The organism is Ruegeria sp. BH6 (assembly GCF_056538105.1).
This window is the reverse complement of sequence record NZ_JBQFSR010000003.1, coordinates 383,394-404,003: the sequence shown is the minus strand read 5'-3', so window position 1 is coordinate 404,003 and position 20,610 is coordinate 383,394. Positions and strand designations below refer to the sequence as shown.

Below are 20,610 nucleotides of genomic sequence, written 5' to 3'. Positions count from 1 at the left end.
GACAACTGTGCTGATCCTGACAGCGCCGCCTGTACTCGCGCAAGAGGATGATGGCGGCGGCAGCATGCTGGAACGTTTCCTGCAGGACACCTTGTCAGGAGATGATCAGAACGTCACCGTCAAAGGGCTGCAAGGCGCGCTGAGCGCCCGCGCCACGATTGAAGAGATTACCGTGTCGGACGACGAAGGCGTCTGGTTGACCATCAAGGACGCCGAGCTGGACTGGAACCGGCTGGCTCTGATACGGGGTCGGTTTTCCGTCAATGCCCTGACCGCGCAGGAAATCGATATCGCCCGCGCGCCGGGCACAACCACCAAGGACACGCCTGCGCCGACAGCCGAGACCAAACCTTTCGAACTACCGGAACTGCCCGTTTCCATCGAGATCGGTGAAATCAGGATTGATGAGCTGTCACTGGGTAAACCTCTGATCGGGGTTGCCGCCGATCTGGCGGTGACGGGGAACCTGTCACTGGCCGATGGTACATTGGACACCAACCTGGATGTCACCCGCTTGGACCGCGGAGGGGATGAGGTGACACTGACCGCCGGGTTCCAGAACACCTCGCGCGAGATCAATCTGGACCTGCAGGTTAAAGAGGCCGCAGGCGGCGTGATATCAACTGCGCTGAATATTCCCGACAGCCCACCGATCGGCCTGTCGGTCACAGGCTCGGGCCCAGTGACCGATTTCACTGCTGATATCGCCCTGAGCAGCGACAATCAGCAACAGGTCACAGGGCAGATACAGCTGCGCGCCGCTGAAACCGGTGCGGCAGACGGGATCGCCTTTACCGCCGATCTGGGTGGCGACCTGACCCCCTTTATGGCCGAGGATCTGGACCCGTTCTTTGGCCCGAAAACACGCTTGTTCGTGGACGGCCAAACCAAACCGCAAGGCGCGCTGGATATCCCCGATCTGGAATTGACCACCCAAGCCCTGGACCTAAAGGGTGAGTTGCAATTGGCCGAAGGCGGCACGTTGCAATTGGCGGCCTTGCAGGGTCGGATCACCCCGCCCGACGGAACAAAGGTGGTTTTGCCGGTCAAAGGCGGCGAAACCTCGATTGAAGCGGCACAGATTTCCGCTTTGTTCGATCAGAAAAACGGCAATTTGTGGGATCTGAGCCTGACGGCGAATGCGTTTCAATCTCCGCAAGCGAAACTGGACACGGCCCGCATCACCGCGCAGGGCACGTTGGAACAGGGCACTTCATTCAGTGTAACGGGAGACCTTCAGGCCATCGTCGACGGGATCGATCTGAATGATCAGGCCCTGAACACGGCCTTGGGAGAGAACATCACGCTGGATGGGCAGTTCGATTACGGCAGCGATCAGTCGCTGAACCTGTCGGGGTTCGAACTGGTGGGAACCGACTATACCCTTGGGCTGGATGCGTTGATCGACGGATTGAATAGTGGCCTGACGGTTGACGGTTCGGCCACGCTTGAGGCATCGGACCTGTCGCGTTTTTCGGACCTGGCGCAGCTTGATCTGGGCGGTAGCGCCTCTGCCCGCGTTGACGGCACAGGCTCACCATTGGAGCGTAGCTTTGACGGCAAACTGGTGCTTGAGGGCAGCAATCTGGTCACCGGGCGCGCCGATATCGATCCCGTCATCAAAGGCGAAACCACCATCACATTGGATGCCAACCGAGGCAGCGACGGCATCACCATTCGCGAGTTTGACCTGAACAGCGAAGCTGCGCAGGCAAAGGCCAGCGGCGAGGTCACGACACCTGACGGCAACCTGACCATTGACGGCAAGGCCCGCGTGAATGCGTCTGACCTGTCGGTCTTTTCCGGTCTGGCCAAGCGTGAACTGGGTGGCGCCCTGCGGGCGGAAATGGACGGCAAGGGCACCGTGCAGACTTTGGAATTCGACGGCACGGCCAGCGTGATCGGACAGGATATACAAACCGGCATGTCCGACATCGATCCGCTGCTGACCGGCAAGACCACGATCACCTGGGACGGGGCACGCACGACCGATCTGATTGAAATCCGCGAAGCGACGGTCAACGGTACCGCCTTAACTGCAAAAGTCGCCGCAACGGTGGATGACCCTAGCGGAGAGCTTTCGGTTGACGGCACCGCCCGTGTGAACGCCCCGGATCTGTCGCTGTTCTCGGGGTTGGCCAAGCGGGACCTGGGCGGCTCAGTCGCCGCGAATGTGCAGGGCAACGGAAATCTCGCCAATCGTGTCTTTGACGTTCAGGGCAATGTGGACGCTGACGACCTTCAGACCGGGATTGATTTGGTCGATAAATTGATCCAGGGCCGCACGACCCTGAACATTGATGCCGACAAAGACGACGACGGCATGGAAGTCCGTACATTTAGCCTGAGGGGCACTGCCCTATCGGCTACAGCATCGGGCAAACTGGACCGAGAGGCGGGTGGCCTGACCTTCTCGGCCCAGCTTGACGATCTGTCCCGTGTTATGACGTCGATGTCCGGCCCGCTGACGTTGGACGGGAATGTTGCCCCAACGGGATCGGGACTGGAAGGAGACATGCGCCTGAGCGGCCCGGACAGTTCCTATGCAGCCCTGACCGGAACAGTAGACACCGATGGTTCAGCCGATTTGGATTTCGACGCCAAGTTGAACAGGATCGAACGGTTCGCGCCCGAATTCCCTGGCACCGTTGCGGCAACCGGCACGGCCAAGCGCGACAACGGCGTCTGGACCATTGACGGATCAGCCAATGGTCCGGCCGAGATCAACAGCACTATCGCTGGAACCTTCGATGAAAACAGCGGCGAGGCCGATCTGCGGGCGCAGGGTGGCATCAATCTGGGCGTCGCCAACATCTTTATCTCACCCAACAAGATCGAAGGATCGGCTCGGCACAATCTGCGGCTCAAGGGAAAGCCCGAGCTAAGTTCGCTCAGCGGTTCTATCACCACTTCGGGCACGTCATTTGCGATCCCTTCAATCGGACAGACAATAACTGGCATCAGTGGTTCGGTCGAATTGGCGCAGAGCCGCGCCAATATCTCGTTGAATGGTGGCATGCGCGCGGGCGGCACTTTTACCGTCTCGGGGCCATTGGACCTGACGCCGCCCCTGAACGCGAACATTGTTACGCGGCTCAATCAGTTGGTGCTAACAGACAAGCTTCTGTACGAGACAACGCTGAACGGCGAGATCGCCATGACCGGAGCGCTGGCGGGCAACAGCGCCGTTTCCGGTCAGATCACCTTTGAGAAAACCAATATCAACCTCGCCGCTGCGGCTGGTGCCGTAGGCGCCGCACCTATCCCCGAGATTAGGCATGTCAACGAAAGCTCGGCCGTTTACCTCACACGTGAACGCGCCGGCCTGATTGTCAAAGAAGGCGCCGAAAAAAGCGATTCACGTATAGCGCTGGATGTCAGCCTGCTGGCGCCCAAGGCGGTTTTCGTGCGCGGCCGGGGTGTGAACGCCGAACTGGGGGGGCGGCTGAATATCGGCGGCACGACCACTGCAGTTATCCCATCCGGCCAAATCGAACTGATCCGGGGACATTTCGACATTCTGGGCCGCAGGCTGGCCCTGACAAAAGGCATCGTGACACTGCAAGGCGACCTGACGCCGTATATCGAGTTCGCCTCATCCACCAGCACGTCCGATGGCACCGCCACAATCGAAATCGCGGGCCCGTTGGATGCGCCGGAGGTTGACGTTTATTCCGACCCTGAACGCCCAGCCGAAGAGGCGCTGGCCATGCTCTTGTTCGGTAACCGCTTTTCTCAAATTTCACCCTTTGTCATCGCCCAGATGGCGGCGTCTCTGGCGCAGCTCAGCGGTGCCGGGGGAGATGCAACCAAAGGGCTTCGCGATTCGACCGGCGTTGACACGGTGGATATTGGCGCGTCCGAAGGCGGTGCGGGCCGTCTGGGGGCCGGCGCGTATCTGAGCGACAATCTCTATACCGATTTCACCGTCAATACCGAAGGTGACACCGAGGTGAACCTGAACCTTGACGTGTCGGACAATTTTACTGTCCGCGGTTCAGTCGACGGGCGCGGAGAAACCGGGGTTGGCGTGTTTTTCGAACGGGATTATTAATCGCTGCGGCGGATGCCAATGGTGTGCCCAACCTGCGGCGCGGGGTCCAATGGTGCATGATCTTGAACCATCCGAGCCAACCGCGCTACCGCCCAGTCCGGATAAGGAGTGGAACGCCCGGTCGTATGACTGACGTTCATGAACAGCGCCTCTTGCGTCGCACAGAGTTCGCCATCATCGGACAGCATCTGCGCAAAGTAATGCCCCCGTTTCTGATCGGAATCCAACATCCGAAAGCGAAACCAGAACGGTTCGTCCTGCCTAATCTCGCGCAGAAAGTTCATATGCGACTGCAGGATGTAAGGCCCCTGCCCCAATGCGTTGACCTGCGCCTCGCCCAGACCCAGATGATCATCCATCAAGTGATCCAACGCGCGGTCGAAGGCCACGCCATAGAACCCCACATTCATGTGGCCGTTATAGTCGATCCATTCCGGCAAAACTCTAAACCCTCGTATTTCAATCGGGGCATCATAGGGCCCATCGTGACCGCTGAGGGGGTTAGTCATCAGGATCCTCCTCGAATATTGCGACGGCGCGCACAAAACCCGCCGAGGCGCCCTTGATCTTGAACGGAAAACACGAAATTTCGAAACCCGTTGGTGGTAGGTCTTCCAGATTGGTCAATTTCTCAATGTGGCAATAACCGATATCCATCGACGCCCGATGGCCCTCCCAGATAATCGACGGGTCGCGCGTTTCGGCATATTCCTGGGCCGTCAGCGCAAAGGGTGCGTCCCAGCTCCAGGCGTCTGTGCCAGTGACCCGCACCCCGCGTTGGGTCAGGTACAACGTCGCCTCGCGCCCCATACCGCAGCCTTTCATCAGATAGTCGGGTTGTCCGTATTGCGTACCGGCTGAGGTGTTCACGACCACGATATCCAACGGCTGCAAGGTATGCCCGATCCGCTTCAACTCGGCCTCAACATCGGCGGCAGACACCACATAGCCGTCGTCGAAATGGCGAAAATCCAGTTTTACGCCGGGATTCATGCACCATTCCAGCGGCACCTCATCGATGGTGATCGCCCTCTCGCCATTATTCATGGTCGAGTGGTGGTGATACGGCGCGTCCAGATGGGTGCCGTTATGCGTGGCAATTTGCAGCCGCTCAATGGCCCAGCCTTCGCCGCCCGGTAGGTCCTGTTTTTGCAAGCCGGGAAAGAAGGACATGACCTGTTCTGCGGTCTGATCATGGGTCATGTATTCGATTTCGGGCAGCATGATTGGCGGGTCCGAAACGATCCCGGTTTCCAACGGAACGGACAGATCGACGAAACGGCGGGTCATGTAAAACTCCTGCACCAGTGACGGCGACAGGGTTGGCTGCAAGTAACTTACTGTCAAGGAAAGAAAAAAGGCGGCCCAATCGGCCGCCTTTCATGCTGTGTACGCAACAAGGTTATTCTGCCGCGACCGCGTCTTCGATTTTTTCAACCCGGATAGCCGAGAACTTGAACTCGGGGATTTTGCCAAACGGATCGATGGCCGAGTTGGTCAGGATGTTCGCAGCCGCCTCGACATAGGCGAAGGGGATGAACACCATGTCCTCGGCAATGGCCCGGTCCGCGCGTGCCATGATCTCGATCGAACCACGCCGTGTGGTCAGACGGATCATTTCGCCCGGCTCGATCCCCATCAGCTTGAGTGTTCGGGGGTTCAAGGAACAGTTCGCTTCCGGTTCTACGGCATCCAGAACTTTAGCACGGCGGGTCATGGATCCGGTGTGCCAATGTTCCAACTGACGGCCGGTCGTGGCGATCATCGGGTATTCGTCATCCGGCGCTTCGTCCGGTGGGATGACGCTGGCAGGGGTAAACCGCGCACGGCCATCGGCACGCGGAAAACCATCGCCAAACACAATCGCCTGACCCGGATCGGTTTCGCTGAGCGACGGGTAGGTGATCGTTTCTGTTTCCAGACGCTCCCACGTAATGTTGTCCAGCGACGCCATGGTCAGCTTCATCTCGGCAAAGACCTGAGACACATCCGTGTAATCCCAGTTCAGACCGATGCGCTGCGCCAGTTCCACCGTGATCTTCCAATCCTCGCGTGCCTCACCCGGAGGCGTCACAGCGGGGCGCACCCGCTGCACCTGACGGTTGGTGTTCGACACGGTGCCGTTTTTCTCATACAGCGCCGAGGCGGGCAGGATGATGTCAGCATAGTTCGCCGTTTCGGTCAGGAAGATATCCTGTACGATCATCAGATCCAGCTTGGCCAATGCCTCGCGCGCGTGACCCACATCCGGGTCGGACATGGCCGGGTTTTCACCCTGAATGTACATCCCCTTGATGTTGCCCGCGTAAGCCTGATCAATGATCTCGGTAACCGTCAGGCCCTTCTCGTTCGAGAAATCCTCAGAGTTCCATACGTTGTTGAACTTGGCGCGGATATTATCATCAGTAACCGATTGATAATCCGGCAAGAACATCGGGATCAGACCCGCATCAGAGGCACCTTGCACGTTGTTCTGACCGCGCAGCGGGTGCAAACCCGCGCCTGGCTTACCAACATTTCCGGTCATCAGTGCCAGCGAGATCAGGCAGCGCGAGTTATCGGTGCCGTGGATGTGTTGGCTGACCCCCATGCCCCAGAAAATCAGACCGGCTTTGGCCTGCGCAAAGGTGCGGGCGACGCGGCGCAGCTGGTCCGGTTCAATACCACAGATCGGTGACATCGCTTCGGGCGTGAACTGGCGCAGATGCTCTTTCTCGGCCTCCCAGTTCTCGGTCCAGCGGTGGATATACTGGCTGTCATACAGCTCTTCCTCGACGATCACATTCATGATCGCATTCAGCATCGAGACATCCGCACCGGGGCGGAATTGCAGCATCTCATCCGCGAACTTGCGCATTCCAACGCCGCGCGGATCCATCACGATCAGCTTGCCACCGCGCTTGGTGAACTGCTTGAAATAGGTCGCTGCAACGGGGTGGTTTTCGATCGGGTTGGCCCCGATGATGATCGCCACATCCGCGTTTTCGATCTCGTTGAAGGTCGCGGTCACCGCGCCCGAACCCACGTTTTCGATCAGCGCCGCCACTGACGACGCGTGGCACAGACGGGTGCAGTGGTCGACGTTGTTGTGGCGGAAGCCCTGACGGATGAACTTCTGGAACAGATAGGCCTCTTCGTTGGTGCATTTGGCCGAGCCAAAGCCCGCAACGCTGCGCGGGTCCTCGTCGCGCATCGCCTTCAGCTTGGTGGCCGCCATATCCATCGCCTCTTCCCAGGTCGCTTCGCGGAAATGGGTCGATAGGTTGCCGGGATCGACGTTCAGGCCCTTGGCAGGCGCATCCTCGCGCCGGATCAGCGGTTTGGTCAGGCGGTGCGGGTGGTGGATATAGTCGAAGCCAAAGCGGCCTTTGACGCACAGACGGCCTTCGTTTGCGGGGCCGTTGATGCCTTCGACATACTTGACCTTGCCATCCTTGACCTTCAGCGAGACTTTGCAGCCAACACCACAGAACGGGCAGACGCTTTCGGTTTCAGAGTCGTAATCCTTGCTGTCCCCCTGTTGCTGATCGTCCAGCACAGTGGCCGGCATCAAGGCACCCGTCGGGCAGGCCTGAACACATTCGCCACAAGCTACGCAGGTCGAAGTCCCCATCGGGTCGTTCTGATCGAACACCACCTGCGAGGTATGTCCGCGACCGGCCATTCCGATCACGTCATTGACCTGCACGTCACGGCAGGCGCGGACACAGAGGTTACAGTTGATGCAAGCGTCCAGATTGACGCGCATCGCAACATGGCTGTCATCCAGCAGCGGGATCTTTTCGGCCTCTTTCGCCGGGAAGCGGCTGTCGCTGACATCGTTCAGCTTGGCCATGTCCCAGAAGTGGCTGGACACATCATGCGGCTGTTCGGGCTGGTCAGCGACCAGCAGTTCCATGACCATCGCACGCGATTTTTCGGCGCGGTCGGTGTCTGTCTTGACAACCATACCTTCAGAGGCAGGGCGGATGCACGAGGCGACCAGAGTGCGCTCGCCTTCCACCTCGACCATACAGGCGCGGCAGTTACCGTCGGGTTTGTAGCCCGGTGCCGGTTTGTGGCACAGATGCGGGATTACCAGTCCACGGCCGTTGGCCGCGTCCCAGATCGTGGTGCCTTCGGGCACGGTGACGTCGTCGCCGTTCAGGTTGAAGGTGACGGTCTTGGTTGGGCTTGCATCAAGCATGGCTCTGTCTCCCTCAGATTTCGTCAGCGAAGTGTTTCATGACCAGGCGGATCGGGTTCGGGGCTGCCTGCCCCAGACCGCAGATCGAGGCGTCGCCCATGACCTGACACAGGTCTTCCAGCAGATCCTGATCCCACTTGTCGGCTTGCATCAGCTTGACCGCCTTTTCGCAGCCTGCACGGCAGGGCGTGCACTGGCCGCAGCTTTCATCTTCGAAGAAGCGCAACATGTTCAGCGCCGCATCGCGGGCGGTATCCTGATCGGACAGAACCACCACAGCGGCAGAGCCGATGAAGGTGCCATGCGGTTGCAATGTGTCGAAATCCAGCGGGATATCGTCCATCGACGCAGGCAGCAGGCCCGAGGACGGGCCGCCCGGCTGATACGCCTTGAAGGTCTGACCTTCGGCCATACCACCAGCAGCTTCGATCACATCCAAAATGGTCGAGCCAGCAGGCAGAAGGTAAACACCCGGCTTCGCGACCCGCCCCGAGACCGAATAGCTACGCAAACCCTTGCGACCATTCTTTTCGGTGCTGTTAAGGCATTCAGGCCCTTCACGGCACACTTTGGTGACCCAATACAGCGTCTCAACATTATGCACCAAGGTCGGGCGGTTAAAGACCCCAACCTGCGCCACGAACGGAGGACGATGACGCGGCAGGCCCTTTTTGCCTTCGATCGACTCGATCATCGCGGATTCTTCACCGCAGATGTAGGCGCCAGCCCCCCGGCGCAGGTCGATATAGCCTGGCTCAACGATCCCGGCCTCTTCCAGCGCTACAATCTCACGGCGCAGGATTTCCAGCACTGCCGGATATTCGTCGCGCATGTAAATAAAGCAAGTCTCAGCCTCGACCGCCCAAGCGGCGATCAGCATGCCCTCAAGGAAAACATGCGGCGTGCGTTCCAGATAGTAACGGTCCTTGAACGTACCGGGCTCACCCTCATCGCCGTTCACAGCCAGATAGCGCGGACCTTCGTTCATGCGAACAAAGCCCCATTTCTTGCCGGACGGGAAGCCAGCGCCACCCAAACCACGCAGGCCCGAGGACAGGACGTCTTCCTGCACCTTTTCCCAATCGCCACCGTCGCGCAGCTCTTTCAGTTTGGCATAACCGCCGTTTTCGGCATAGGCAACGAAGGTTTCATAGTCGGGCAAATGGGCGTGGGTATCACCGGCAGCAATCGCGGACTGCACCTTTTCCGGCGTCGCATGGTCGATATGGTTGTGACCGATCTCAAGCACGGGGGCCGTATCGCAGCGCCCCATGCAAGGCGCGCGGACAACGCGAACCTCGGACGCGTCCAGACCATCCTCAAGCGCCTTTTGCAATTGCTGGGCACCAGCCATTTCGCAGGACAAAGAATCACAGACCCTGATCGTCAACGCGGGCGGAGGGGCCTCGTCTTCTTTCACTACATCGAAGTGGGCATAGAAGGTTGCCGTTTCATAGATCTCTGCCTGCCCCACCCGCATTTCGACCGCCAAAGCGGCAATGTGGTCGGCGCTGATATGGCCGTGTGCGTCCTGAATCAAATGCAGGAATTCAATCAGCAGATCGCGACGGCGTGGGCGGTCGCCCAGCAGACGTGTAATTTCCGCCTGTGCCTCATCCGTGAATTGACGGCCTTTGGGCGTGTGCCGCCCCTTGCCTTTACCTGACTTCCAGACGCCCTTGGGTGCGCCTGATGGCTTGGTGTCTAATGGTGCCATGATGCCCTCCGATTGAGGCTCCGTGTCTCATCAGAATAGCATATCGTCAAATCGCATATTTCAATCGCACGATAACGACAGCTTATCACCGCAAAGACGTCACCACGGCACGCAGCGCTTCGACTGTTGGCAATTCGGGATCCCGTGTAAGGGTCGCAAGACAAATCGGCTTGCTGACAACGGGATCGACCAGTGGCAGCACCTTTGTTCCCTTAAGATCACCCAACGCTCGCACCAGCACCCGAGGGACCACGGTGGCCGCCAACCCCTCGCGCGCCATGACCATCGAAGCGGTAAATCCGCTGGTTTCGGCGACGACATCCGGGTGCAGGCCCTGTTCAGCGAAAATCCGGTCGAGGATGCGCCGGTTCTGCATCTGTGGCTCTAGCAGGCTGAGTGGGAATTCGGCCACACTTGCCCATGGTATGGGGCCGGTTTCATCCGTCATATGCGACGGCACCAGCAAGACATAGGTCTCTTCGTACAAAGGTTGCACCTGCCGCAAATCGGTTCCGATGCTGTCCCCATAGGTGATGCCCGCGTCCAGACTGCCCTCGTCCAGACGGTGCTGGATCGCTGTGGCAGACATTGTCTCGATGCGCGTAATGATGCGGGGATGCGCATCCCGCAACCGTTTGGTCAGCCGCCCGGTAAAGGCAATCGCGGTCGGGATCACACCCAGTATCAGGGTGCCGGTGATCTCACCCTTGGCGGCCAGCACCTGCTGTTCCAGCGCCTTGGTGTCATCAAGGATACGCCGTGCCCGCTGGACGATCATCTCGCCCTCTTCGGTCAGGCCCTGAAACCGGTTGGCGCGGCGGACGATCGACACGCCCAAGCGATCTTCGAGGTTGCGGATACGCATTGAAAAGGCGGGTTGCGATATCCCGCATTCCTCGGCCGCTTTGGCAAAATGACGGTGCCGCGCCAAGGCGCTAAGCAGTTGCAGGTCACGGATTTCGATCATGCCGTTCTTCTTCTTAAGATCAGAAGCGCAGAGTAACGTGTTTGCGGCCCGGTGAAAGCACAAGTTGCGATCCGGCGACCCGCAGACGGCACTTTCCGCAATGGCCTGGCGCGCGCTATCGTAAACTGGTGTCGACATGACTGACGGAGGAAGCCAATGACCAGACAGCTCACCGGCTTGGCAGGGCGTATTTTGACGTTAACAATACTACTGACAATTGCGGCAGGAGGAAACGTGATGGCTCAACAGAATGATAACTCCGCAGCAAAAAATCTGTCACGACAGGCTGTTGAAATGTGGGCTGCGAATTCCACTATTGACCGATCAATTTTCGCTGACGAGTATCAAAACCATCAGGCTCCATTAGCAACCGGTGGAACCGGAAGCGTCGATTTGGCCACCTGGACCGACATTGTCGAGGCAAACCACAAAGCCTTTCCTGATTTAAAGGTCGAGATTTTTGGGCAGATCGCCGAAGGCGACCGGGTATCCACCCATTGGCGCTTTTTTGGGACCCAGAAAGGCGCATACCTTGGTGTGCCCGCGACTAACCGGCCAGTAAACTGGACCGGCGTTCAGATCGACCGGATCGCCGATGGAAAGATCGCGGAAAGCTGGGTTGTCTGGGACTATTTCACCCAACGGCAGGAACTGGAACCCGGAAACTAACCCCGGCGTCTAAAATGCACCCAGTCCCTTATGGACCGGGCACACAGAGACCTCTTAGGTATTGAACAAAAAGTGCATCACATCGCCGTCCTTGACGATGTAGCCCTTGCCCTCAGCCCGCATCTTGCCGGCCTCTTTCGCGCCCTGTTCGCCTTTTGCCGAGATAAAGTCGTCATAAGCGATGGTCTCGGCGCGGATAAAGCCTTTTTCGAAATCGCCATGGATCACACCAGCAGCCTGTGGTGCGGCGGTGCCCGTGCGGATGGTCCAGGCGCGGGCCTCTTTCGGGCCGACGGTGAAATAAGTCTCAAGCTTCAACAGGTCGTAACCAGCTTTGATCAGACGGTCGAGGCCGGGTTCCTCCAAACCCATCTCCTCCAGGAACATCTGCGCTTCGTCTTCTTCCAACAGGCTGATCTCTTCTTCGATCTTGGCGCTGATGATGACATGGGCATTGCCTTGCGCCGCGGCCATCTCGGCGACTTTCGCAGAGTATTCATTGCCGTCAGCTGCTTCTTCTTCGGACACGTTGCAAACGTATAGCACTGGTTTGGTGGTCAGCAGTTGCAACATCTTCCACGCTTTGGCGTCTTCGTCCGAGACCTCAACCAGACGCGCGGGTTTGCCATTTTCCAGCATCGCCTGCGCCTCGGCCAGCAAGCGTTCCTGCTGCTGTGCTTCCTTGTCGTTGCCTTTCAGCTTGCGCACCAGATTGGCGCGCCGCTTTTCGATGCTTTCCAGATCGGCCAGCATCAGTTCCGTCTCGATCGTGTCGGCATCGGCCACGGGGTCGACGCGGCCGTCCACATGGGTCACGTCACCATCTTCGAAACAGCGTAGCACATGGGCGATGGCGTCGGTCTCGCGGATATTGGCCAAAAACTGGTTGCCCAGCCCTTCACCCTTGGACGCGCCTTTAACCAGACCAGCGATGTCCACAAAGGTCATCCGTGTTGGGATGATCTGCTTAGAGCTGGCAATCGCCGCCAGCTTGTCCAACCGGTCATCAGGCACGGCCACGTCCCCCACATTGGGCTCAATGGTACAGAACGGGAAATTTGCTGCCTGAGCGGCTGCGGTTTTGGTCAGCGCGTTAAAGAGGGTCGACTTGCCCACATTCGGCAGACCCACGATTCCCATTTTAAAACCCATAGCGGCCTCCTGATGCCATTCGAGGGGTGCTTCTATGCAGGTCCGGATCAATGCGCAAGCCAGACTGCGGAAACGAGGAAAAGACCAATTTACAACATCACGAAATCGTTCGTCATTCGTGAACTTGCCCGGATTGAAATTGGCACACTAAGATCACCACGTAAGGTGTTGCAAACAAACATATAGTGAATGTGTAATATGAAGTTTACCTCTGCAATTTTCGCGCTGCTTTTGGCCGCGCCAGCAGCGCAAGCTCAATCCCTTGTCTTTGGCGCAGGATTTTCAGATTTCTCGGATAGCCAATCCGAGGACGAGGCTGTGTTCGCGCTCGAGTATCAGCATCGCCCCTTTCACGAGGCCTCCCGTTTTGCCGCTTCATGGGGTAGTGCCCTGACTGTGGATACCGCAGGTGATATTCATATCGGTATCGGCCTGATCGGAACCTACGGGTTTGCCGAGCGTTGGTTCGTCGAAGGCAGTGTCATGCCGGGGTATTTCTCAGAGGGCGAAGGCCGCAACGATCTTGGGGGAGAGTTCCAGATTCGCACCCTGTTGGGTCTCGGATACACCTTAGAAAGTGGTAACAAAGTGTCCTTGGCAATCACCCACAAATCCAATGCCAGCACACAGGATGACAACCCGGGTGTTAATTCGGCGCTGGTGCGATATCATTTCGCATTCTGACGGTATCCCGCGGGACCGGGATTGATTTTCGCGCAAAGTTTCTGCACATCAGGTCCAAACCTGACTGCAAGGACATCCGATGACCCGTATCGACGCCAAGTTCGCCGCCCTGAAGGCCGAAGGGAAAAAGGCTTTTGTCGCCTATATTATGGCGGGGGACCCCGACTATGAAACTTCGCTTGAGGTGGTCAAGGGCCTGCCGGGCGCTGGTGTGGATGTGATTGAGCTGGGCTTGCCGTTCACCGATCCCATGGCGGATGGCCCGACCATTCAGGCCGCAGGGCAACGGGCATTGGACAGTGGGATGACTTTGCAGCGGACACTGGATCTGGCCCGCGCCTTCCGTGAAACCGACGACACCACCCCGATTGTTCTGATGGGCTATTTCAATCCAATTTATAGCCGCGGCGTAGACACCTTTCTGGCCGATGCGCAAGCTGCCGGTATCGACGGTCTGATTGTCGTCGACCTGCCGCCGGAAGAAGATGAGGAACTGTGCCTGCCGGCCCAGGCCGCCGGTCTGAATTTTATCCGCCTGGCGACGCCGACCACCGATGACAAACGCCTGCCCCGCGTTCTGCAGAACACTTCCGGCTTTGTCTATTACGTCTCGATCACCGGCATCACCGGCGCAGCCGAAGCGCAAGCCACGAATGTCGGCCCCGAAGTGGCCCGGATCAAATCCGCGACCGACCTGCCCGTGATCGTGGGCTTTGGCATCAACACACCCGAGAAATCCAAGGCCATCGCCAGCGTTGCCGACGGCGCGGTTGTCGGCTCGGCCATTGTCAGCCAGATCGGAGCAGGAAAGCCCGTGGCCGAGGTTCTGGACTTTGTAAAAACACTATCCGACGGCGCCCATTCGGCCTGATCGACCAATCACAAGATCCAATAAACAAAACCGCAGCAAGCCTCCGGCCTGCTGTGGTTTTTTTCGCGCCTCAGCCAATTGCGCCCTTGATGTTGCGCCAGTAGAACTACCTGACCGACCAATCAAAGGCGCTGCCTCATGCCCATAATCACCACTATCGAAGATCTTCGACGTATCTATGAACGACGGGTGCCTCGGATGTTCTACGACTATGCCGAAAGCGGTAGTTGGACCGAACAAACGTTTCGCGACAACAGTTCGGATTTCTCGGATATCCGCCTGCGTCAACGGGTGGCCGTGGATATGGCGGGACGATCCACCGCTTCGCAGATGATCGGTGAAGATGTGGCGATGCCGGTCGCGCTGGCACCGGTTGGCTTAACGGGCATGCAACACGCGGATGGCGAAATGAAGGCCGCCAAAGCCGCCGAGGAATTCGGTGTGCCTTTTACCCTGTCTACCATGTCGATTAATTCAATCGAGGATGTGGCCGAGCACACGTCAAAACCGTTCTGGTTTCAGCTTTATACGATGAAGGATCAGGACTATGTCAGCCGCCTGATCCAACGGGCCAAAGATGCGAAATGCTCGGCCCTGGTCATCACGCTGGATTTGCAGATTCTGGGCCAACGGCACAAGGATTTGAAAAACGGCCTGTCTGCACCGCCAAAACTGACCGCGAAAACGATTGCGAACCTGATGACCAAGTGGTCCTGGGGCATCGAAATGCTGGGGGCGAAACGGCGCGAGTTTGGTAATATCGTCGGCCATGTCGAGGGTATCTCGGATGCGTCGTCCCTAGGTGCGTGGACGGCTGAACAGTTCGACCCCAGCCTCGACTGGGCCAAGGTCGAAAAGCTGATGAAGCAATGGGGCGGCAAGGTCATCCTCAAGGGTATTCTGGATGCCGAAGACGCCAAAATGGCCGCGAAACTGGGGGCCGATGCCATTATCGTCTCAAATCACGGCGGGCGTCAGTTGGACGGTGCGCTCAGCTCTATTCGCATGCTGCCGCAGATCATGGATGCCGTCGGCGGTGACATCGAGGTCCACATGGATAGCGGCATCCGATCTGGTCAGGATGTGCTGAAGGCGTTGGCACTGGGGGCTAAGGGCACCTATGTCGGTCGCGCTTACGTCTACGGTTTGGGGGCAATGGGACAGAAAGGCGTGACTACTGCGCTGGACGTCATTCAGAAGGAACTCGACACAACCATGGCGCTGTGTGGCGAACGCAACGTGGGCGATCTGGGACGTCACAACCTGCTGGTTCCCGAGGATTTTGGCGGTCGCTGGCAAACTTAACTGGTCGAAAAGAAGGCAGAGCCTCGTAAAAATTTATCCTTCAAAAAAGCTCAAAACTATCCTTCCAAAGACCAAATTTTATCCTTCCAAAGTACATTTAAACTATCCTTCCATAGTTCATTCAAACTATCCTTCAAAAATACCTTTCCAAACCCATTGAATCGAGATAAGGACGCGGCTTCACGCGGGCATACAGCCTTGGAGGATGCCCGCCCTAACATTGGAGAATTTATCATGGCTGGAGAGATTCCTGATCTCGTAGCTCTGGAACGGACGGGGACAGGCAAGGGCGCCGCTCGTCAAGCACGCCGCGACGGCATGGTTCCGGGCATTGTTTTTGGTGGCGATAAAGAGCCGCTGCCGATTCAGATCCCGTTCAACGTCCTGTTCAAGCGCCTGAAAGCAGGCCGGTTCAAGTCGACCCTGTGGAACCTGAAGGTTGAAGGCCACGAAGACGTTCGTGTCATCTGCCGCGACGTTCAGCGTGACGTTGTCAAAGACCTGCCGACCCACCTGGACCTGATGCGCCTGCGTCGGACCACTAAGATCGCGCTGTTCATCCCAGTTGAGTTCATCAACGAAGAAGAAGCACCCGGCATCAAAAAGGGCGGCGTTCTGACCGTTGTCCGTCCGGAAGTCGAACTGATGTGTACCGCAGGTGACATTCCTGAGAAGATCATCGTCGATGTAACCGGCATGGAGATCAACGACGTTGTCACCATCTCGGCCGTGGACCTGCCCGCAGGCACTAAGCCGACCATCGACCGTGACTTCGTGATTGCGAACGTTTCGGCACCGACCGGTCTGGCGACCGACGACGATGAGGAAGAAGGCGAAGAAGTGGCAGTTGACGAAGTTGAAGTCGTCGGCCAGGAAGAAGCAGAAGAATAAGTCCGGACCCAACAATTCGGATTTGGAAACGGGGCCTTGATCGGGCCCCGTTTTCTTTTGGCGCACATGGGCTGGAAAACCGGTGGCATTCCGTGTCATCAACCACCTGCACATGTTGCAATGCACAAGGACGAGACTATGAAATTGTTTGTCGGATTGGGGAACCCGGGGTCTAAATACGCCCGCAACCGGCACAATATCGGCTTTATGGCTGTTGATCGCATTGCCGAGGATCACCGCTTTGGCCCGTGGAAATCCAAGTTTCAGGCCGAGATCTCCGAAGGTCGGTTAGGCGGCGAAAAGGTACTGCTGATCAAACCGCAGACTTTCATGAACCGTTCTGGTCAGTCAGTGGGTGAGGCGATGCGGTTTTACAAGCTCGACTCGACCGATGTGACGATCTTTCATGATGAGCTGGACCTCGCCCCCGGCAAGGTGCGCGTCAAGGCGGGCGGCGGGCATGCCGGGCACAACGGGCTACGTTCAATCCACGAACATATCAGCCCCGCCTATGATCGAGTACGGCTGGGGATCGGGCATCCGGGCCGGAAGGAAATGGTCTCTCCTTACGTCCTGGGCGACTTTGCCAAGGCCGACGCGGACTGGCTTGACGACGTGTTGCGCGGCGTGTCGGACGGTGCAGGCTATCTGGCCGACGGGGATGGCGGCAAGTTCATGAACGCCGTCGCCCTACGCACAGCCCCGCCCCGGTCGTCAAAGTCACCGGCCGAGGCGCCCAAAGCAACCGCCAAACCTGCTGCAAAACCAGAGGTCGATACGCGCTCGGCCATGCAGAAGCTACTGGACAAGTTCAAATAAGACGGGTGACCTTGCCGCAACGTCCCAATTGCACAACGGCTTTTGGCGCGTTCCAATGCAGCATGGATCGGGGAGGCGACATATGAGATCTATGTTGAAATGGGTGCTGCGCATCGTGTTGATGCTGGTGCTGGCAGCGGTCGTTGTCGGGTTCTGGAAACGCGAAGAACTGCAACGCCTTATGGCCGTGAACTCGTTGTTTTCCGAGGAAAAGATCGTTCACAACTTCTCTCATATGAACGACGCTTTCCTGACGGTCGACTTGCCTCGTGGCGACGGGCCGACCTGGGAATTGTCTTATGGACCCGGCTTTGATCTGCCCGAGGATACCGATGCGTGGATCGAAGATCGCGCTGTCACCTCTCTTCTGGTGATGCAGGACGGGCAAATCCGGTTCGAAGAATACTATCTGGGCACCACGCCCGAGGATCGCCGGATTTCGTGGTCGGTGGCTAAAAGCTATCTGTCTGCGCTTTTCGGCATCCTGTTGGCCGAGGGTGCAATCGACTCGCTGGACGATCCCGTGGTGAAATATGCGCCGCAGTTGGAGGGCACCGCCTATGACGGCGCGACGATCCGCAATGTGCTGAACATGGCCAGCGGAGTTACTTTCGATGAGGATTATTTCGACCCCAATTCGGACATCAACCGAATGGGTCGTGTCATCGCCTTGGGCGGAGAGTTGGACGATTTCGCGGCCTCACTGCAGGATACGTTCGCCACGCCGGGCGAGACCTGGCAATACGTGTCGATCGATACCCATGTGATTGGAATGGTCATCCGCGGGGCCACGGGGCGCAGTGTGACAGATTTGCTGGTCGAAAAGATCATTCAGCCCTTGGGCCTGGAACACGACGGCTATTACGTGACTGACGGTGCCGGAGTTGCTTTTGTGTTAGGTGGATTGAACTTCACCACGCGCGATTTCGCACGCTTTGGTCAGATGATCCTGCAAAATGGCGTCCATGACGGCCAGCAACTGGTCCCGGCTGACTGGATCACCGAATCCGTCCTGCCCAGCGCACCGACTGCGCCCGGCAAGATCGGCTATGGTTATCAGTGGTGGATTCCCCTTGGCGCGCATGAAGGTGAATTTCTGGCCCGTGGTGTGTACGGCCAGTACATCTATTTCGACCAGCCGCGCGGCGTGCTGATCGTCACAACCGGCGCAGATCGCCAGTTCCGCGATCCCGGCATCAACGAAGCAAACATAGAAATGTTCCGCAAGATCGCCCAAAGCCTGTAAGGTGGTCCTATGCAAAAACAAGACAGTATCAATGTATTGGGCGGCGTTCTCAGCCCCTGTTCCCGTGATCCGCTGACTGGTTTCTTTCGGGACGGGGCCTGCAATACCTGCCCCGAAGATCAGGGCAGCCACACGGTTTGCGCGGTGATGACGGCCGAGTTTCTGGCCTTTTCGAAATACGTTGGAAACGACCTGAGCACCCCGCGCCCGGAGTTCAACTTTCCGGGTCTGAACCCCGGTGACAGTTGGTGCCTGTGCGCCGCGCGCTTCCTGCAGGCCCATGACGAAGGTTGCGCGCCCAAGGTGCATCTGGAAGCCACACATCAACGCGCGCTGGAGATCGTTCCGCTAAAGCTGTTGCGCCAGCAAGCGGCGGAAGGCTGAGAGCCTCCCGATCAGAAGGCCATCTGCCAGGTCAGGCTGACCGAATAACTTTCAAAGCCGCTTTCGCCGATACCGTCGTAGAACAGATCAGCCGCCAGCGAGCTGGTGTTTTCCAACCGATAGTCAAAGCCCAGATCGACGCGCCCGCGTGCTGTGTCGCCGATTGGGGTGACGCCCGGCGCGGTTCCCGTGCCTGACGTGCTGCTCCAAATCCCCGACAGGCCGCCGGTAAGCATCATCTGCCCGCGCTTCACGGCAATCGGATGGCTGAAATCCATACCAAGCCGTGCGGTGGTCAGGCTGAAATCCTGCTGCGGGATCCGGTTCCCGAGGCTGTCTGTGTACGCCTCCTGATCGTCGCTGGCATAGCTGACATCGAGCAACGGCATCAGCGTCAGATCGCCCCGCTGCAACTCGCCGGTCACGCGGGACTGCACAAGCCAGCGGTCGCTGTCGAAGCTGTCCTGATACGTGCCAAAAGGCGAAATGTCATTGTCGGCTTGTCCATAGAGCACTCTGCCTTCGAAAAACACGGGCTGGCTGGGAAGTTTTGCGACCACGTAAGGCCCGACCAGCCAGCCGGTTCCATCCACGCTGGAGGCGCCGTTATCTGTCTCGGCATAGTCAATCTGTAACATCGCACCGATCAGCAGGTTCTGATTGATACGCCGATGCGTGCCCAATACCGCAAGCGCATAAGAGGTATCGAAATCGTCCTGCGAACTCCAGTTGCCTGTCAGGTTGAACCAAACAGGAAATGACGGATCACTGGCAAAGTTCAGATAACCGGCCCCTCGCGTCACTGTGGTTTCAAACGCACCGGAGCCCGGGCTCTGCAAGAACCGGGTCAGTTCGGGCTGGTTGGTCACAAGGCTGTTGGCCCGAGCGTTCTTAAACGCCTGGATCAGTTGCTGCGTGTTCACCACCGCCTGCACCGTGCTGACCGTGTTGGACGCCAGGTTCGTGTTGCCAGCAGCATCGGTGAAAACGCCCGCCGGGACAAAAAGTTCGATGGTCCCGTTGTTCTGGGGCGGCAGCGTCGCCACATAATTCGAGCCCGATCCGGTCAGGATGGCGGTCGCATTTGTGACGGAAAGATCGCTTGCGGTGAAATCCGTGCTGGGTTCGTTTAGGGTAATCGTGGCCTCAAACGTCCCGCTTCCGGTCGGGGTTAGTGGTCCGATCGTCGCCGTTGGCTGCGTCGTGTCCACGACGACCCGGGTGTTGATGAACTGTGTGCTCGTGACCCCGGACAGCGCGAATTCATATTGGAACAGCGGGCCTCCGATCGTCTCGCGTGCAGTGAAAACGATCCCGATGTAATCGTCCGCTGCATAGGTCGAATCCGCGCCGTTCTGGCTGATAATCGTGGGGTCCAGGTAGCCAAGACTCGTCAAAACCCCCGGAGTTACCGCAGCGCCCGGCGTGCTTGCATTGTTGAAATAGAACGACCCGCCCGGAAACGCGCCGGGGGCACCCAGTGAGATGAACGCGGTCGAGATGCCCGAGTTGTTGCTGACCGCCGCAGGGCCGCCGCCTGGCGTTAGAATAGGGGTGAACGGGATAAAGCCATCAAGGGCCGAAGCCTGCTTGCCGCTGCCCATTACGCCAGCAGCAATCACACAGAACAGGTACAGAAACCTGCGCATAACGGACCAGAACATT

16 protein-coding genes are annotated in these 20,610 nt (G+C 58.1%); 9 read left to right on the top strand and 7 right to left on the bottom strand.

Annotation, left to right across the window (positions count from 1 at the left end; genetic code table 11):
• Positions 1-7: 7 nt before the first annotated feature.
• Entirely contained in the window at positions 8-4,054 is a 4,047-nt protein-coding gene (locus tag ACR0B8_RS10060) for a translocation/assembly module TamB domain-containing protein (protein WP_480686149.1), read from the top strand.
• Here the strand turns inward: ACR0B8_RS10060 and ACR0B8_RS10055 are convergent.
• The 5 genes from ACR0B8_RS10055 to ACR0B8_RS10035 form a co-directional block, all read right to left on the bottom strand.
• Positions 4,051-4,563: a thioesterase family protein gene (locus tag ACR0B8_RS10055; RefSeq protein ID WP_480658291.1), complete on the bottom strand. Its 513-nt coding sequence runs from the start codon at positions 4,561-4,563 to the stop codon at positions 4,051-4,053. The genes ACR0B8_RS10060 and ACR0B8_RS10055 overlap by 4 nt on opposite strands.
• Positions 4,556-5,344 (bottom strand): cyclase family protein, encoded by a 789-nt coding sequence (locus tag ACR0B8_RS10050; protein ID WP_170362429.1) that lies wholly within the window; start codon positions 5,342-5,344, stop codon positions 4,556-4,558. Before ACR0B8_RS10050 ends, ACR0B8_RS10055 begins: the two co-directional genes overlap by 8 nt.
• Before the next feature lie 112 nt (positions 5,345-5,456).
• Positions 5,457-8,240, bottom strand: a complete 2,784-nt coding sequence (gene fdhF / locus ACR0B8_RS10045; protein WP_226688950.1) for a formate dehydrogenase subunit alpha — start codon at positions 8,238-8,240, stop codon at positions 5,457-5,459.
• A 13-nt stretch (positions 8,241-8,253) separates the two neighbouring features.
• Complete coding sequence (locus ACR0B8_RS10040) at positions 8,254-9,957, bottom strand: NAD(P)H-dependent oxidoreductase subunit E (RefSeq protein WP_226688949.1); 1,704 nt, start codon at positions 9,955-9,957, stop codon at positions 8,254-8,256.
• A gap of 85 nt (positions 9,958-10,042) precedes the next feature.
• Complete coding sequence (locus tag ACR0B8_RS10035) at positions 10,043-10,924, bottom strand: LysR family transcriptional regulator (protein WP_170351746.1); 882 nt, start codon at positions 10,922-10,924, stop codon at positions 10,043-10,045.
• 156 nt (positions 10,925-11,080) lie between these two features.
• On the opposite strand from ACR0B8_RS10035, the gene ACR0B8_RS10030 reads away from it, so the two are divergent.
• Positions 11,081-11,593, top strand: coding sequence for an ester cyclase (locus tag ACR0B8_RS10030; RefSeq protein WP_319003492.1), 513 nt, complete (start codon positions 11,081-11,083; stop codon positions 11,591-11,593).
• 54 nt (positions 11,594-11,647) lie between these two features.
• On the opposite strand, the gene ychF is transcribed toward ACR0B8_RS10030, so the two are convergent.
• Positions 11,648-12,745, bottom strand: coding sequence for a redox-regulated ATPase YchF (gene ychF / locus ACR0B8_RS10025; RefSeq protein WP_170351748.1), 1,098 nt, complete (start codon positions 12,743-12,745; stop codon positions 11,648-11,650).
• Between the two features lie 198 nt (positions 12,746-12,943).
• Between ychF and ACR0B8_RS10020 the strand changes: the two genes are divergently transcribed.
• The 7 genes from ACR0B8_RS10020 (at position 12,944) to ACR0B8_RS09990 (ending at position 18,945) form a co-directional block, all read left to right on the top strand.
• Positions 12,944-13,429, top strand: coding sequence for an acyloxyacyl hydrolase (locus ACR0B8_RS10020; protein WP_170351749.1), 486 nt, complete (start codon positions 12,944-12,946; stop codon positions 13,427-13,429).
• A gap of 79 nt (positions 13,430-13,508) precedes the next feature.
• On the top strand, positions 13,509-14,300 hold the full coding sequence (gene trpA, locus ACR0B8_RS10015; RefSeq protein ID WP_170362434.1) for a tryptophan synthase subunit alpha: 792 nt from the start codon (positions 13,509-13,511) through the stop codon (positions 14,298-14,300).
• A gap of 138 nt (positions 14,301-14,438) precedes the next feature.
• Positions 14,439-15,605, top strand: a complete 1,167-nt coding sequence (locus tag ACR0B8_RS10010) for an alpha-hydroxy acid oxidase (protein ID WP_170362435.1) — start codon at positions 14,439-14,441, stop codon at positions 15,603-15,605.
• A 234-nt stretch (positions 15,606-15,839) separates the two neighbouring features.
• Positions 15,840-16,496, top strand: a complete 657-nt coding sequence (locus ACR0B8_RS10005; protein ID WP_170351752.1) for a 50S ribosomal protein L25/general stress protein Ctc — start codon at positions 15,840-15,842, stop codon at positions 16,494-16,496.
• Between the two features lie 138 nt (positions 16,497-16,634).
• Positions 16,635-17,315, top strand: a complete 681-nt coding sequence (pth, locus tag ACR0B8_RS10000) for an aminoacyl-tRNA hydrolase (protein ID WP_226688946.1) — start codon at positions 16,635-16,637, stop codon at positions 17,313-17,315.
• Between the two features lie 82 nt (positions 17,316-17,397).
• On the top strand, positions 17,398-18,561 hold the full coding sequence (locus tag ACR0B8_RS09995) for a serine hydrolase domain-containing protein (protein ID WP_170362436.1): 1,164 nt from the start codon (positions 17,398-17,400) through the stop codon (positions 18,559-18,561).
• 9 nt (positions 18,562-18,570) lie between these two features.
• On the top strand, positions 18,571-18,945 hold the full coding sequence (locus tag ACR0B8_RS09990; RefSeq protein WP_170362437.1) for a DUF2237 family protein: 375 nt from the start codon (positions 18,571-18,573) through the stop codon (positions 18,943-18,945).
• Between the two features lie 11 nt (positions 18,946-18,956).
• Here the strand turns inward: ACR0B8_RS09990 and ACR0B8_RS09985 are convergent, their stop codons facing one another.
• Positions 18,957-20,609: an autotransporter domain-containing protein gene (locus tag ACR0B8_RS09985; RefSeq protein WP_226688945.1), complete on the bottom strand. Its 1,653-nt coding sequence runs from the start codon at positions 20,607-20,609 to the stop codon at positions 18,957-18,959.
• Position 20,610 lies beyond the last annotated feature (1 nt).